Consider the following 13,074-nt stretch of genomic DNA (forward strand, 5'->3'; position numbering starts at 1 on the left):
CCGCAGGCTGCTGTGCGCTTCCAGGCGCACCGGCGTCTATAAAAAGAGCGCTTCGGCGCTCTTTTTATTGGTGGGGCCTTTGGGAGGCGGGGGGCATGGCCGGCTGCGGCCGGGGTGGTGTGCGTGTCCGGAAGGCCGTCCGATGCCCACTGCATGCCAGGCAAGCCCACGGCAGCTTCATCCGGCAGTCCGCAGGCGAGATTGACGGGCGTGGCTGGCGTGGCGGATGCCAGTCTGAGGCACGATCAATCATAAAAAAGAGCGCCGAAGCGCTCCTTTTTTGGGAGGGATGGGCCGCAGGTGCTCTCAGACCTGGGCCAAGGCCTGCTCCAGATCGGCCAGCAGGTCGTCGATGTGCTCAATGCCCACGGACAGGCGCACCATGCCTTCGGTCACGCCGGCCTTGGCCAGCTCGGCGGGGTCCAGCTGGCGGTGGGTGGTCGAAGCCGGGTGGGTGGCCAGCGACTTGGCATCACCGATGTTCACCAGGCGTGTGAACAGTTGCAGGGCGTCGAGGAAGCGGGCTCCGGCGGCACGGCCTTCGCTGCCCTTGAGGCTGAACGACAGAATGCCCGAGGCGCGGCCGCCCGACTGCTTTTGCACGATGGCGTGGTCGGGATGGTCTTTCAGGCCGGCATAGCGCACCCATTCCACCTTGGGGTGGTTTTGCAGCGTTTCTGCAATCTTCTGTGTGTTTTCGCAGATGCGGTCCATGCGCAGGGCCAGGGTTTCAATACCTTGCAGGATCTGGAAGGCGTTTTGCGGCGAGATGGCCGCACCCATGTTGCGCAGCGGCACCACGCGGGCGCGGCCGATGAAGGCCGCGGGGCCCAGGGCTTCGGTGTAGACCACGCCGTGGTAGCTCACGTCGGGCTCATTCAGGCGCTTGAAGCGGGCTTTGTGCTCGGCCCATGGGAACTTGCCGCTGTCCACGATGGCACCACCCACACTGGTGCCGTGGCCGCCCAGGTATTTGGTCAGCGAGTGCACGACGATGTCGGCGCCATGCTCAAACGGACGCAGCAGATAGGGCGAGGGCACGGTGTTGTCCACGATCAGCGGCACGCCATGCTGGTGGGCCACATCGGCCAGTGCACGGATGTCGGTCACGTTGCCCAGCGGATTGCCGATGGATTCGATGAACACGGCCTTGGTCTTGCTGTCGATCAGCTTGCCGAAGCTGGCCGGATCGCGCGGATCGGCGAAGCGCACCTCGATGCCTTGCTGCGGAAAGGTGTGGGCAAACAGGTTGTAGGTGCCGCCATAGAGCGTGCTGGCAGACACGATGTTGTCGCCGGCTTCGGCCAGGGTCTGGATGGCGGCAGTGATGGCGGCCATGCCCGATGCCAAGGCCAATGCGGCAATGCCGCCTTCCAGGGCCGCAACGCGCTTTTCCAGCACGTCGGTGGTGGGATTCATGATGCGGGTATAGATATTGCCCGGCACCTTCAGGTCGAACAGATCGGCGCCATGCTGGGCGCTGTCGAATGCGTAGGCCACCGTCTGGTAGATGGGCACAGCCACGGCCTTGGTGGTGGGGTCGGGGGCGTAACCGGCGTGAACGGCAAGGGTCTCGAGGCGCATGGATGTCTCTTTCTGGTGGTCTGCGAAAAAGGGAAGGACCCGGGGATCGCACCGGCCGCGAGGGCCTGCTGTGACCGCTGGTCCGGCATAGCTGCGGCGATTATGCAAGGGGCCCTGCGCAGAACGAACCAAGCTTTAGCTATGTGCTTATGGTGCTGGCCCCACGGTCTTTCCGGATGGGTGGCAGCACTTGGATACACTTGTTTACCTTCTTACTTCTGTGCAGGCCCTGCATCGGTGTTCTCTCTGCCCGACCGCTATTTCGCACTCCTGGTACCGCTGTGCGTGCTGCTGCTGGCAGCGGCACTGGTGGTGTGCTGGGGAGTACTGCGCCAGCAACGCCAGCAGCGCTATCTGCTGTGGCTGGCTGCGGGCTATGCGCTCAGCGCCATTGGCCTGGGCTGGCAGAGCCTGCTGGACAGCGCGCAGTTCGCCTTCTGGGCCCCCGTGACCGGGGTGCTGTACCTGGGGGGCGCGTGGTCGCTGGCGCGTGGCATTGCCGGGCGCTATGGGAAATCGGCCCACCCGCGCACGGCGCTGCTGATCGCCATGGTGGTGCTGGCCGCTTTGTACTACTACGGCCATGTGCAGGACAGGCTGCTGGTGCGCATGCACTGGCTCAATGCCGGCCTGGGTCTGATGCAGATCCTGCCCATGCGCGGCATTTTGCGCAGCCAGCTGCCGGGCAACCGGCTGGAGCGGGCCCTGCGCATGTCCTTTCTGGTGTTTGCCTGCTACACCATGGTGCGGCCCTTGCTGATCATGTTGCTGGTGCCGGGATTGCAGGGCAACGACATTCCGCGCTCGGGCTATTGGCTGATCACGCTGGCAGGGACACTGTTGTTTGCGCTGTGGTTCACCATGCTGGTGGTGGCCTGCACGGTGCGCGATGTGTTTGCCCAGCTGCATGAAGAGCGCAGCCGTGACCCGCTGACCCGGCTGCTCAACCGCCGGGCGTTCATGGAGACCACCGAGGGAGTGCTCCGCGACCGCCGCAGCGGTCCCTGGGCCGTGGTGGTGGGCGATATCGACCACTTCAAGCAGGTCAACGACAACTGGGGCCATGCCTGCGGTGACCGGGTGCTGCAGCAAATCAGCCTGGTGCTGCAGCAGCAGGTGCGCCAAGGCGATCTGGTGGCGCGCTTTGGCGGTGAGGAGTTTGTGTTGCTGCTGCAGCGTGCCAGCCTGCTGGATGCCGAAAGCGTGGTGCAGCGCGTGCGCCAGCAGCTGGAGTCGGCCGATGTGCCTGGCCTGCCCAATGGCCGGCGGGTGACGGTCAGCTTTGGCATTGCTCCGGTACAGAGCCTGGAGCACCTGAGCAAGGCCCTGTCGCGTGCCGATGCCCTGTTGTATGAGGCCAAGCAGGCCGGTCGCAACCGGGTGCGGGTGGACGCCGAAGCCCAGGCTGCCGGCATGGTGGCGCCATAATCGGACTGACGGCGGAGCAATGAATGGCGGTGGCGATCGCTCTTGAAAAAAGAGCTGCTTGTGCTTTGCTGCAGGGCGCTGAGGCGTCCAAAGCCTGCAGATTCTTGGCGCGCTGACAGGGGCTGCGACCGCGCCAGGACTCGCCCGGGGAATGGGCGCCGACGCCAATGTGCACTTGTACAAGATCAAAGGCAGATGCGGCAGGGCACTCTTGCGCAAAGATACACTCAGATACATAGGGCTTACAAAGCCTGTGCCCCTTTTTCCACCGCCCGCATTGCCTGTGAATCTGCCTGCTGACCAGTACTTTGCCTTGATTGCACCCGCTTGCGTGATCTTGCTGGGCGGCGTGCTGCTGGCCTGCTGGTGGGTGCAACGCAACCAGACCCGTGCGCGGTTTCTGCTGTGGATGGCGGCCGGCTATGTGCTGCCGGCGCTGGCGCTGGGCGCGCAAAGCCTGATGACCAATGCCCAGCTGGGCCGGTGGTCGCTGGCCACCGCCGTGCTGTACCTGGCAGGGGCCTGGGGGCTGGCGCAGGGCATGGCGTTGCGCTGTGGCCAGGCGCACATCAACCGCTGGGTGGGGGGGCTGGCCGTGGTGGGTACGCTGGCCGTGCTGTATTACTTCTCCTACGTCGATGACGACCTGTGGGCACGGGTGCAGTGGCTGAACGTGGGGGTGGGTGTGCTGCAGTTCCTGCCCACACACAGCCTGCTGCGTGGACAGCGCGCTCGGGACCGGCTGGAAACCGCGTTGCGCTGGACCTATTTCTTCTTTGCTTCCTATACGCTGCTGCGCCCGCTGGGCGTGTGGCTGGTGGTACCCGTCGAGCATGTGGGTGAACTCACCCGCTCGGGCTACTGGCTGCTGACGTTGGCGGGCACCTTGCTGTTCACGTTGTGGTTTTCGCTGGTGCTGCTGGCCTGCGTGGTGCGTGATGTGTTCACCACGCTGCGCGAGGAGCGCAACCGCGATCCGCTGACCCGCCTGCTCAACCGCCGCGCTTTCATGGAGGCTGCCGAAGGCGTGCTGAACGACCGCCGTGTGGCACCCTGGGCGGTGGTGGCGGGGGATATCGACCATTTCAAACGGGTGAACGACAGCTGGGGACATGCCTGTGGCGACCAGGTGTTGCAGTCCGTCAGCCAGGTGATGTTGCAGCAGGTGCGTGCCGGCGATCTGGTTTCACGCTTTGGCGGCGAAGAATTTGTGCTGCTGCTGCAGCGGGCCAGCCTGGACGACGCGGAAGGCGTGGTGGAGCGCATCCGCCAGCAGATGGCGTCGCCCCAGGGACCCTGTCTGCCCAATGGCCAGCAGGTGACGGTCAGCTTTGGCATTGCCCCTGTCCATAGCCTGTTGCACCTGACCAAGGCCTTGTCCCGCGCCGATGCCTTGCTGTACGAGGCCAAACAGGCTGGTCGCAATCGCGTGCATGTGGACCGTCTGCTGCCGCCTTCGGTGCTGAACGATTTTCAGGCGCTGAAACGCTGACACCACAGCGCGGATCGCTGTCCATACCGCGGCTCAAAGGCCTGCAGGGCTTGCAATCCTCAGGAGCCGGTCCGGCTCAGCCTCGGCGGGGCTGGAAAAGCGCTGCAATGCGGCTGCGGACGGGAGCTGCACCTTGCGTGCTTTGCGGGCCTTGTGTGCCAGATGGTGGTGCCAGGGCGGCGGGCTGGGGCTCGGACGATGGCTGCCGTGTGGGCGCTGGTGGGGCGGACTGCATGGGGTCCGACCCGGGTGCACGGGATGCGCGAGGGGGCCGGGGCGGGCGGGCCGTTGCAGGCGCGGGTTGGCGGGACTGCCAGGCGGGCAGGGCGGCATGGACCACGGCCGGCCCGTGGGCATCGTTGGCCGCATAGCGCAACTGGCCGGGGCTGTACTGGCGCGCCGCCCAGTTGGAGGTGGACATCTTCTTGGACTTGTGGAAGTTCTGCCCCAGTACCAGCGCCACCGCCGCACGCACACCGGTGCTGTTGCCGTAACCGTACTGTTTGAACACCCGGTCCAGGTCCACCACGTTGTGCAGTTCACAGCCCAGGCGGTGCGGCAGGGTGGCTTTGTCGTTGTCCAGGCCAAAACCCACTTTGCAGATGCCAGGGTGGGCCAGCAGTTCGCGGGCCAACTCCAGTGCCTGTGGATGGTGCAGCTGCAGCAGCCAGGCCGCATCCGTGGTCGCCAGTTGCACCAGGTGCGGGCCGGTGTCGACCTGCTGGGTGCTGAAGATGGGCTTGCTTTCCGTATCAAAACCCAGCGCGGTCTGGGCCAGCAGGGCCGTGCGGGCGGCGGCAAATTCGGCCTCGGTGGCGGGCAGGTGAATGGCGTTGTCCGGCAGGGCTGCGAACGCAGGCAGCAGCAGGCTTTCTTCTTTGGTGGGCGGCTTGAGGCGGGGCATGGTGCGCAATTGTCGCAGCTGCACCGGGCCGCCGCCGCGCACATGCGCGGGCGGCCGGGCAGCCTGGGTTGGTGGCGTTGTCGCCCGCAGAGCTGCTTGCGCGCTTCGCTGTGGCGCGCGTACGGCCTTCACCGGGAGAGGCTAGTCAGGCCTGGGGCTTGGGCAGCGGCGCGGGGCGTGTGCGGTAGAACTGCATCGGGTGTTCCTGCATTTCCTTGGCATGCTGGTTCAGCACCGATTTCTTCATCTTGCCCACCACGTGCATCTCGCAGGGTTTGCAGTCAAAGCGCAGCGTGAGCTTTTCCTTGCCGTTGATCAGCTGCAGCGGCTCGGCCTTGATCGTGCCCTTGACGCCGATCACGCCCTTGGCCTGCTTGGGGCACAGGCTCATGGAGAAGCGCACGCAGTGCTTGGTGATCATCAGCGAGACTTCGCCTTCTTCTTCCTTGCTTTCGTAAGCGGCGTTCACCACCTTCACGCCATGCTTTACATAGAAGTCATGTGCCTTCTGGTTGAACACATTGGCCAGATAGCTCAGCGTGTCCTCGGGGAAGGGGGCTGGCGGCTCCATCGGCTTGGCGCGCGGCAGGCGGATCAGGCCGTCGGCGCGGGCCTGTTCCAGCCCGGCCAGTGCATCGCGGCGCAGCTGGTTCAGGGCTGAAGCGGGCACAAACCAAGGCTGGCTGACACTCAGCGCGATGTCGTTGACCGCGAAGATGCTGGCGCCAAAGCGGCCCAGTTGTTCGCGCAGCGTGGCTTCGGCCTTGGCCGTGTCCGTGGCGGCCTGGTGGGCCTGTTCGATGCCAGCGGTGGCGGTGAAACCGTCTTCGTCGGTCAGCGTCAGCGCAAAGCCCGCCGCGGTTTCCTTGAATTCGGCCCACAGACCGATGCGGCGTTCGCTGGACTTCTTCTCCAGTGTGCGCACCCAGTCCATATCGCGGTTGCGGTTGATTTCCAGGCCCTTGCGCAGGTCCTTGAACTCGGCAATCTCGTTTTTGGGAAAGACGCGCCAGATGCCTTTCTTGGCATGCACGCATTCGGCACGGTTGATGTGCACGCCCACCAGTTCCTTTTGCAGGTCGTAGTAGCACAGGCCGTCGCCGTTGTGCAGCTCGGAGGCCTTGTCGCTGGCTTCGATTTCGAACCACTTGTCGCCCACCTGGGTGACCCAGCCAATGGCGCGGCCGGGCGTCTTGGGGGTGTCGAAGGCGCCGATGTCGTCCTTGCGGCCGTTGACAAAGTAGTCGGTGAACTCGCGGTTGAAGTTCTGGTCGGGATCGGGCTCGAACGTGAACGTGGTGCGCCCGGAGGAGGAGCGCGCCAGCGGCTGGTCGGAGAACTCGCGCTCTTCGATGATTTCGTCCAGCAGCTTGCGGTAGTGGGCCGTGATGTTCTTCACATAGCCCATGTCCTTGTAGCGGCCCTCGATCTTGAAGCTGCGCACCCCGGCGTCGATCAGGGCGCGCAGGTTATCGCTCTGGTTGTTGTCCTTCATGGACAGCACATGCTTTTCGTGCGCAATGATGCGGCCGCCGGCATCCGTCACCTCATAGGGCAGGCGGCAGGCCTGGTTGCAGTCGCCACGGTTGGCGCTGCGGCCTGTGTGGGCGTGGCTGATGAAGCACTGGCCGGAATAGGCCACGCACAGCGCACCGTGCACAAAGAATTCGATCGTGGTGCGGGCCGGGTCGGTGGCGGCGCGCACGGCGGCAATCTGCTGCAAATCCAGCTCGCGTGCAATCACGATCTGGGACAGGCCCGCATCCTGCAGAAACCGCGCCTTTTCGGGGGTGCGGATATCGGTCTGGGTGGAAGCGTGCAGCTGGATGGGGGGCAGATCCAGCTCCAGAAGGCCCATGTCCTGGATGATCAGCGCATCAGCTCCTGCGTTGTAGATCTGCCAGGCCATGTCGCGCGCGCCCTGCAGTTCATCGTCGCGCAGGATGGTGTTGAGCGTGATGAAGATGCGGCTGCCAAAACGGTGGGCATGCTGGATGAGCCGCTCCAGGTCGCGGATGTCATTGCCTGCGGTGGCGCGTGCGCCAAAGGCCGGGCCGCCGATGTAGACAGCATCCGCGCCATGGTTGATGGCTTCAATGCCGATATCGGCGTCGCGGGCCGGGGACAGGAGTTCGAGCTGGTGGGGCAGGAGGGACATAGGGCGCGGATTATCCCAGGGCCATGCAGGCAGCGGGCGAAAGCGGGGAATTGACCGTTCATCGGCAAAAATACCAAAAACCAGGGATGTGCACGTGTACAAGATTTACCTACAGTGGCATTGCCACCTTCGCGGGTGGAGTGGTGCCGGCCGCAGCCTCTGACAGGCGGTGCCCGGTGTGCCCAAGAGAGCCCATTGCGGTGTTGACGGTCTGCTTGCCTGGTCTGCAGACCGTCACTGTCCAGGGGGAGGGGAGGCGCGCTGAGGACATTGCCTGTCGCGGGCCGTGGCCGGACCACTGTCTCTTTCAATAAGCTTGACGGGCGCCTTCGGGCGCCCTTTTTTTGTGCCCACTGGCACATGCAGGCTCCAGGCCGGGCGGGGATAATCGCCGGCACATGCCTGCTTCGCCTCCGCTCCCCCCCGACGCCTCTGACGCCGCTTTCGATCACGCCCACTGGATGCGCCATGCTCTGCGCCTGGCGCAGCAGGCGGCGGAGGCGGGCGAGGTGCCTGTGGGTGCCGTGGTCGTGTACCAGGGCCAGATCGTGGGGGAAGGCCGCAATGCCCCGATTGCCAGTGGCGACCCCACGGCCCATGCCGAAGTGCAGGCGCTGCGCGATGCGGCACGCCGCCTGGGTAATTACCGTCTGGAAGGCTGTACCCTGTATGTGACGCTGGAGCCATGCACCATGTGCAGTGGTGCCATGCTGCACGCGCGCGTGGGTCGGCTGGTCTATGGCGCCGCCGAGCCCAAGACCGGTGCGGCGGGTTCGGTGCTAAACGTGTTCGGCTACCCCGCCATCAACCACCAGACCGAGGTGCTGCGCGGTGTGCTGGCCGAGGAGTGTGCCGCCTTGCTGGGCCGGTTCTTCCAGCAGCGGCGTCAGGCACACCGGGCGGCGGCCGTGCACCCGCTGCCAGATACCGCGCTGCGCGTGCCCGACCGTGCGTTTGCCGATCTGCCCGACTGGCCCTGGCAGCCCCGCTACCGCAACGACCTGCCCAGCGGACAGGGACTGCGCCTGGCCGCTGTGGACGAGGGGCCGCACGACGCCCCGCTGACCTGGCTGTGCCTGGCCGCCAGCCCGGGGTGGGGCTGGGCCTTTCGCCACCTGATTCCCGCTTTTCTGTCCGCAGGCCACCGTGTGGTCGTACCGGACCTGCCGGGCTGGGGCCGCAGCGATCAGCCCAAAAAGCCCCAGGCCCACAGCGCCGCCTGGCACCAGCAGCTGTTGCAGGAATGGGTGGACGCACTGGATGTGCACCACGCTGTGCTGCTGGGGCAGGGCGATGCCGCCCCGCTGGGGCTGGCCGTGGCCAGCCAGCAGCCGCAGCGCTTTGTGGGCGCCTGGCTGCACGATGTATGGCCTGTGGACGCCTTGCCCCCGGCCTGGGCGGACTGGCAGTTGCAGGCCGCCCGCAAGCCCCGGTGGCCGGTGGGGGCGCAGCTACAGCAGGCGTGGGGGCTGGCCCCCACGGCGGCGGAACAGGCAGCATTCGATGCCCCGTTTGCGGCGGCCGGTCACCGCGCGGCACTGCAGGCGGCGCCACAGTGCCGCACCGCCTTGCCCGCTGTGCCGGCCGGGTTGCTGCACGACTGGCTGGCGCAGGGCCGCTGCTGGGTCACCCGCACGCCGCAGGCAGCGATGCCGCAGCCAGTGTGCAGCGCATCCGAGTACGAGGCCGCCTGGAAGCAGGCGCTGCCTGCGCTGGCCGGGCACCCGCACGCCATGCCGTCCAACCCCGGTCTGGACTGGGGCCGGCCGCAGGCAGACGGCGGCGCACGCTGCGCTGTGGAATACTTCCGTCCGTAGCCCGCAGGCCGTGCCTGCGCGGCGTGGGTGCCTTGCTGCTGTGGCAAGACCCTCTCTCGCATTCCCCTTTTCACGGAGCGCACCGCCTGCTTGGGGTGCGGACAAGCTTTGGCGACCACCCGCAAATCCACCGGAACCTCTCCCAGCCCATCCTCCCGCAAGACCCCGACCACGGTGGCACCGGCGGCCGCTGTTCCTGCCTATACCGCGGTGCAGACACCGGCGCAGGGCCTGGGCATGGGGCATGCCTGCGGTGCAGACTGCGGGCATGACAGCCATCACGATCACGGCCATGCCGACCATGTGCATGCGGCCGACGGCAGCTGCTGCGGCCACGACCACAGCCACGGTCCCAAACATATCTATGTGTACTCGCCCTCGGGCGCGGTGCGCGACAAGGCCGCATTCAAGCGCGGCATCCGGCAGCTGGAAGCCATGGGACACCAGGTGGAAGTGGATGCCGATGCACTGGCCAGCAGCCAGCGCTTTGCCGGTGACGATGCCACCCGCCTGGCCGCCATCCACCGCGCGGCCGCCAGCGGGGCCGATGTGGCCCTGATCTCGCGCGGCGGCTACGGCCTCACCCGCATCCTGCCGGGCATCAAGTACAAGACCGTAGCCAAGGCCATTGCCAAGGGCACGCGATTCGTGGGTCTGAGCGATTTCACCGCCTTTCAGCTGGCCATGCTGGCCCAGACGGGCGCCACGACCTGGGCGGGCCCGGTGGTCAATGCCGACTTCGGTGTGGACACCAGCGATGGCGGCGAGGTGGATGACATCATGCTCGACTGCTTTGCCGATCTGCTCAGCGGCCAGGGCGAGGGCGCCGGCTGGCAGATGCCCAAGGTGGGCGAACTGCCCAATGGCAAGCCCCAGCTCAAGGACTTCTATGTGCCTGGCGGCGCCACGCTGTGGGGCGGCAACCTGGCGGTGCTGGTGTCCCTGTTGGGCACGCCATATTTCCCGCAGATCGAAGGTGGGGTGCTGTTCCTGGAAGATGTGGGTGAGCACCCCTACAAGATCGAGCGCATGCTGAACCAGTTGCTGCTGGCCGGGGTGCTGCAAAAGCAGAAGGCCATCGTGCTGGGTCAGTTCACCGAGTTCAAGCTCAACACCCATGACAAGGGCTTCAAGCTGCAGACCGTGATCGACTGGCTGCGCATGCAGCTCAAGCGCCCGGTGCTGCAAGGCCTGCCGTTTGGCCATGTACCCACCAAGGTGCTGCTGCCCGTTGGGGCGCAGGTGTCGCTGTCGGTCGAAGGGCGTGATGCTCTGATCTACTGGGGGCATACCCACTGAATGTCTTTCGGGGCTGGCGTGGGCGCCTGCCCCGGCTGAGAGCCCGTGGGTGGGCGTGGTGTGATGGATGGTTCAGAGGGAGCAATCGATGTGGGAATTTGCGGCCTATCCGCTGCTGGCGCTGGTGTTCGTGGGAATCTTCAGCCGGGAGGTGATTGCCCCTGCATCGCGCAACCACTGTGACCGGCGCTGGCTGCTGATGTCCAGCGCGCTGGCCTGCAGCACGCTGCTGGTCACCTTGCTGGTGGGACATTGGTTCTCGGACAGCATCCGCGCTGTGGCGCTGTTCGATGTGGGCCAGCGTTGGCCCGCGCCGCTGGTGGGCCTGGCCAGCTTCGGGCTGACCAGCTTTGTCTTTTACTGGTGGCACCGTGCCACGCACCGCTCCGATTTGCTGTGGCGGGTGTTCCACCAGTTGCACCACAGTGCGCCCCGGGTGGAGGCCTTGACCGCTTTCTACGCCCACCCCATGGACACGGCAGCAGCGGTGCTGCTGAGTGCGCTGTCCAGCTACTGGGTGCTGGGCGCCAGCCCGCTGGCGGCGGCGTTCGCCATCGGACTGACCGGTGCCTTCGACCTGTTTCTGCACGCGGACATCCGCACGCCGCGCTGGGTGGGTTACCTGGTGCAGCGTCCGGAGATGCACACCGTGCACCACCAGCATGGCCACCATGCGCAGAACTACGGCCTGCCGATCTGGGACCTGCTGTTCGGCACCTGGGCCAACCCGCCCGAGCGCGTGCAGCGCCTGGGCTTTGACGACGAAAAAGCCGCGCGCATCAGCGACATGCTGCGCTGGCAGGATGTGCACAAAAAACGCTGAAGGGTGCTGGCGCGTGGCGCGCCGCATCCTTTGCTTTCCATTCTTCCACACAGGACAGACACCGCATGGGCAAAGCCGCATTGCAATGGACTGACGCGATGCTGGCCCTGCTGGGCCAGGAAAAAGACGCCGTGCTGGCCGAGCGCTGGGGCACATCGGCCAAGACGGTCAACCTCAAGCGCAATGCGCTGGGGATTCCCGCTGCGGGGCATTTCCAGTGGACGCCCACAGCCCTGGCGCTGCTGGGTCAGCAGCCGGATGCGGCCGTGGCGCAGCAACTGGGCATCAGCAAGGCCAGCGTGGTCGCCAAACGCAGGGAGCTGGTCATTGCCCCGGCCTCTGGTGCCACGGCTGCTACTGCTGCCTACGACTGGACACCCGAGGCCGTGGCCCTGCTGGGCACAGCATCTGACGCCAAGGTGGCCGCCCAGTTGGGAATCAGCCGGTTGACGGTCTACCACGCCCGTGTACAAAGGGGAATTGCGGCAAGCCAAGGGAGCCGCAAGCCAGCGGACGCCAGCTGATACCTGCCTGGTGTGTGTCGGATACCGCTGGAGGCGGCGCGCTGGCGTGCCGCACCAGGCTTCCGGACGGGTGTAAAGGCTAGCGCGCCGTCTGCCGTTCGGCCCAGACCACGGCGCAGGCGATGATGCCCAGGCCCAGCCATTGCCCGCCATCCAGGCGCTGGCCCAGCAGCAGCCCGTCGATCAGCAGCGCCACCGCAGGGTAGAGGTACTGCAGCAGCGCCACACGGCTGGTGGGCAGGCGGGCCATGCCGGCGTAGATCAGCATATAGGCCAGGGCTGTGTGCACCAGCCCCAGGGCGGCCAGCCACAGCCAGCTGGCGCCCGATGCGGGCCAGCCGTGCTGCAGCGGCCAGACCCACAGCAGCACGGTACCCAGCAGGCATTGCCACCAGGCCAGGGTGCTGGCGTTGACCGGCTGGTGCCGCTGCAGCCCCTGGGCGATCAGCGTGACGGCGGCGGTGCACAGTGCGCCTAGCAGGCACAGGGCCACACCCAGCAGGTAAGCGGGGTGGGGGGCGTTGGCCTGGTCTTGCCACAGCGCCGACAGCGTGCCCGTGGCCAGCACCAGCCCCAGCAATGCCAGCAGCACGGCCGCCACCCGCTGGTGGCTGATACGTTCCTGGCCGCGCATGGCGCTCCACAGCAGCAGCCACAGCGGCTGCACATGGAACAGCACCACGGCCATGCCGGTGGAGGTGGCGAGAATGGCAGCAAAGAACAGGACCCATGCCAGCACCATCAGGGAGCCTGCCGCCAGCACGCCGGGCGCGGTTTGGCGTGTCAGCCGCAGCTGGGTCCCCTGGCGGAGCCACAGCAGCCACAGTGTCAGCCCCAGCAGGCCGAAGGCGCTGCGCGCCCAGCTGGCGGTCAGTGCGCCGGCCTGGGCCTGGTGCAGAAACAGCCCGATGCTGCCCAGCAGCGCGTTGCCCCACAGAAAAGGAGCAGCCCCCGAGGCGCGGTGGACGCCGGGTGGCGTGGAGGTCGCAAGCGCTGTGTTGCAGGCCGAAGAAGGGGAGGAAGGTGGTGACATGCCGCGCAGTGT

At 66.2% G+C, this 13,074-nt stretch carries 10 protein-coding genes; 6 read left to right on the forward strand and 4 right to left on the reverse strand.

From position 1 onward, the window contains the following. Positions 1–306: 306 nt before the first annotated feature. The gene (locus B3349_RS04650) at positions 307–1,584 is read right to left on the reverse strand and encodes an O-acetylhomoserine aminocarboxypropyltransferase/cysteine synthase family protein (RefSeq protein ID WP_291586833.1); all 1,278 of its coding nucleotides are present in this window, start codon (positions 1,582–1,584) and stop codon (positions 307–309) included. Positions 1,585–1,821: 237 nt separating this feature from the next. Between B3349_RS04650 and B3349_RS04655 the strand changes: the two genes are divergently transcribed. After that, complete coding sequence (locus B3349_RS04655; RefSeq protein WP_291586835.1) at positions 1,822–3,012, forward strand: GGDEF domain-containing protein; 1,191 nt, start codon at positions 1,822–1,824, stop codon at positions 3,010–3,012. Between the two features lie 283 nt (positions 3,013–3,295). Beyond that, a complete protein-coding gene (locus tag B3349_RS04660; protein ID WP_291586836.1) occupies positions 3,296–4,504 on the forward strand; it encodes a GGDEF domain-containing protein in 1,209 nt (402 codons plus the stop codon). 76 nt (positions 4,505–4,580) lie between these two features. On the opposite strand, the gene B3349_RS04665 is transcribed toward B3349_RS04660, so the two are convergent. Together B3349_RS04665 and B3349_RS04670 are read right to left on the reverse strand one after the other, a co-directional pair. Then, complete coding sequence (locus B3349_RS04665; RefSeq protein WP_291586837.1) at positions 4,581–5,408, reverse strand: 3'-5' exonuclease; 828 nt, start codon at positions 5,406–5,408, stop codon at positions 4,581–4,583. 145 nt (positions 5,409–5,553) lie between these two features. Next, entirely contained in the window at positions 5,554–7,566 is a 2,013-nt protein-coding gene (locus tag B3349_RS04670) for a peptidase U32 family protein (RefSeq protein WP_291586838.1), read from the reverse strand. 398 nt (positions 7,567–7,964) lie between these two features. On the opposite strand from B3349_RS04670, the gene tadA reads away from it, so the two are divergent. The 4 genes from tadA (at position 7,965) to B3349_RS04690 (ending at position 12,029) form a co-directional block, all read left to right on the forward strand. Continuing rightward, complete coding sequence (tadA, locus tag B3349_RS04675) at positions 7,965–9,383, forward strand: tRNA adenosine(34) deaminase TadA (RefSeq protein WP_291586839.1); 1,419 nt, start codon at positions 7,965–7,967, stop codon at positions 9,381–9,383. Between the two features lie 237 nt (positions 9,384–9,620). Beyond that, positions 9,621–10,682 (forward strand): LD-carboxypeptidase, encoded by a 1,062-nt coding sequence (locus B3349_RS04680; protein ID WP_291587229.1) that lies wholly within the window; start codon positions 9,621–9,623, stop codon positions 10,680–10,682. An 88-nt stretch (positions 10,683–10,770) separates the two neighbouring features. Continuing rightward, positions 10,771–11,505, forward strand: a complete 735-nt coding sequence (locus B3349_RS04685) for a sterol desaturase family protein (protein ID WP_291586841.1) — start codon at positions 10,771–10,773, stop codon at positions 11,503–11,505. Between the two features lie 65 nt (positions 11,506–11,570). Further along, positions 11,571–12,029, forward strand: a complete 459-nt coding sequence (locus B3349_RS04690) for a hypothetical protein (protein WP_291586843.1) — start codon at positions 11,571–11,573, stop codon at positions 12,027–12,029. A gap of 79 nt (positions 12,030–12,108) precedes the next feature. Here B3349_RS04690 and B3349_RS04695 read toward each other — a convergent pair whose 3' ends face one another. Next, complete coding sequence (locus tag B3349_RS04695; protein ID WP_291586845.1) at positions 12,109–13,062, reverse strand: DMT family transporter; 954 nt, start codon at positions 13,060–13,062, stop codon at positions 12,109–12,111. Positions 13,063–13,074: the final 12 nt, after the last annotated feature.

It is taken from the genome of Comamonas sp. UBA7528, assembly GCF_002479375.1.
Taxonomy (GTDB): Bacteria; Pseudomonadota; Gammaproteobacteria; order Burkholderiales; family Burkholderiaceae_C; genus Comamonas.

Excerpts from the sequence above, each read along its gene's own strand:
- B3349_RS04650 (WP_291586833.1), bottom strand. The coding sequence starts at position 1,584 with ATGCGCCTCGAGACCCTTGCCGTTCACGCCGGTTACGCCCCCGACCCC.
- B3349_RS04665 (WP_291586837.1), bottom strand. The coding sequence starts at position 5,408 with ATGCCCCGCCTCAAGCCGCCCACCAAAGAAGAAAGCCTGCTGCTGCCT.
- B3349_RS04670 (WP_291586838.1), bottom strand. The coding sequence starts at position 7,566 with ATGTCCCTCCTGCCCCACCAGCTCGAACTCCTGTCCCCGGCCCGCGAC.
- tadA (WP_291586839.1), top strand. The coding sequence starts at position 7,965 with ATGCCTGCTTCGCCTCCGCTCCCCCCCGACGCCTCTGACGCCGCTTTC.
- B3349_RS04680 (WP_291587229.1), top strand. The coding sequence starts at position 9,621 with ATGGGGCATGCCTGCGGTGCAGACTGCGGGCATGACAGCCATCACGAT.
- B3349_RS04685 (WP_291586841.1), top strand. The coding sequence starts at position 10,771 with ATGTGGGAATTTGCGGCCTATCCGCTGCTGGCGCTGGTGTTCGTGGGA.
- B3349_RS04690 (WP_291586843.1), top strand. The coding sequence starts at position 11,571 with ATGGGCAAAGCCGCATTGCAATGGACTGACGCGATGCTGGCCCTGCTG.
- B3349_RS04695 (WP_291586845.1), bottom strand. The coding sequence starts at position 13,062 with ATGTCACCACCTTCCTCCCCTTCTTCGGCCTGCAACACAGCGCTTGCG.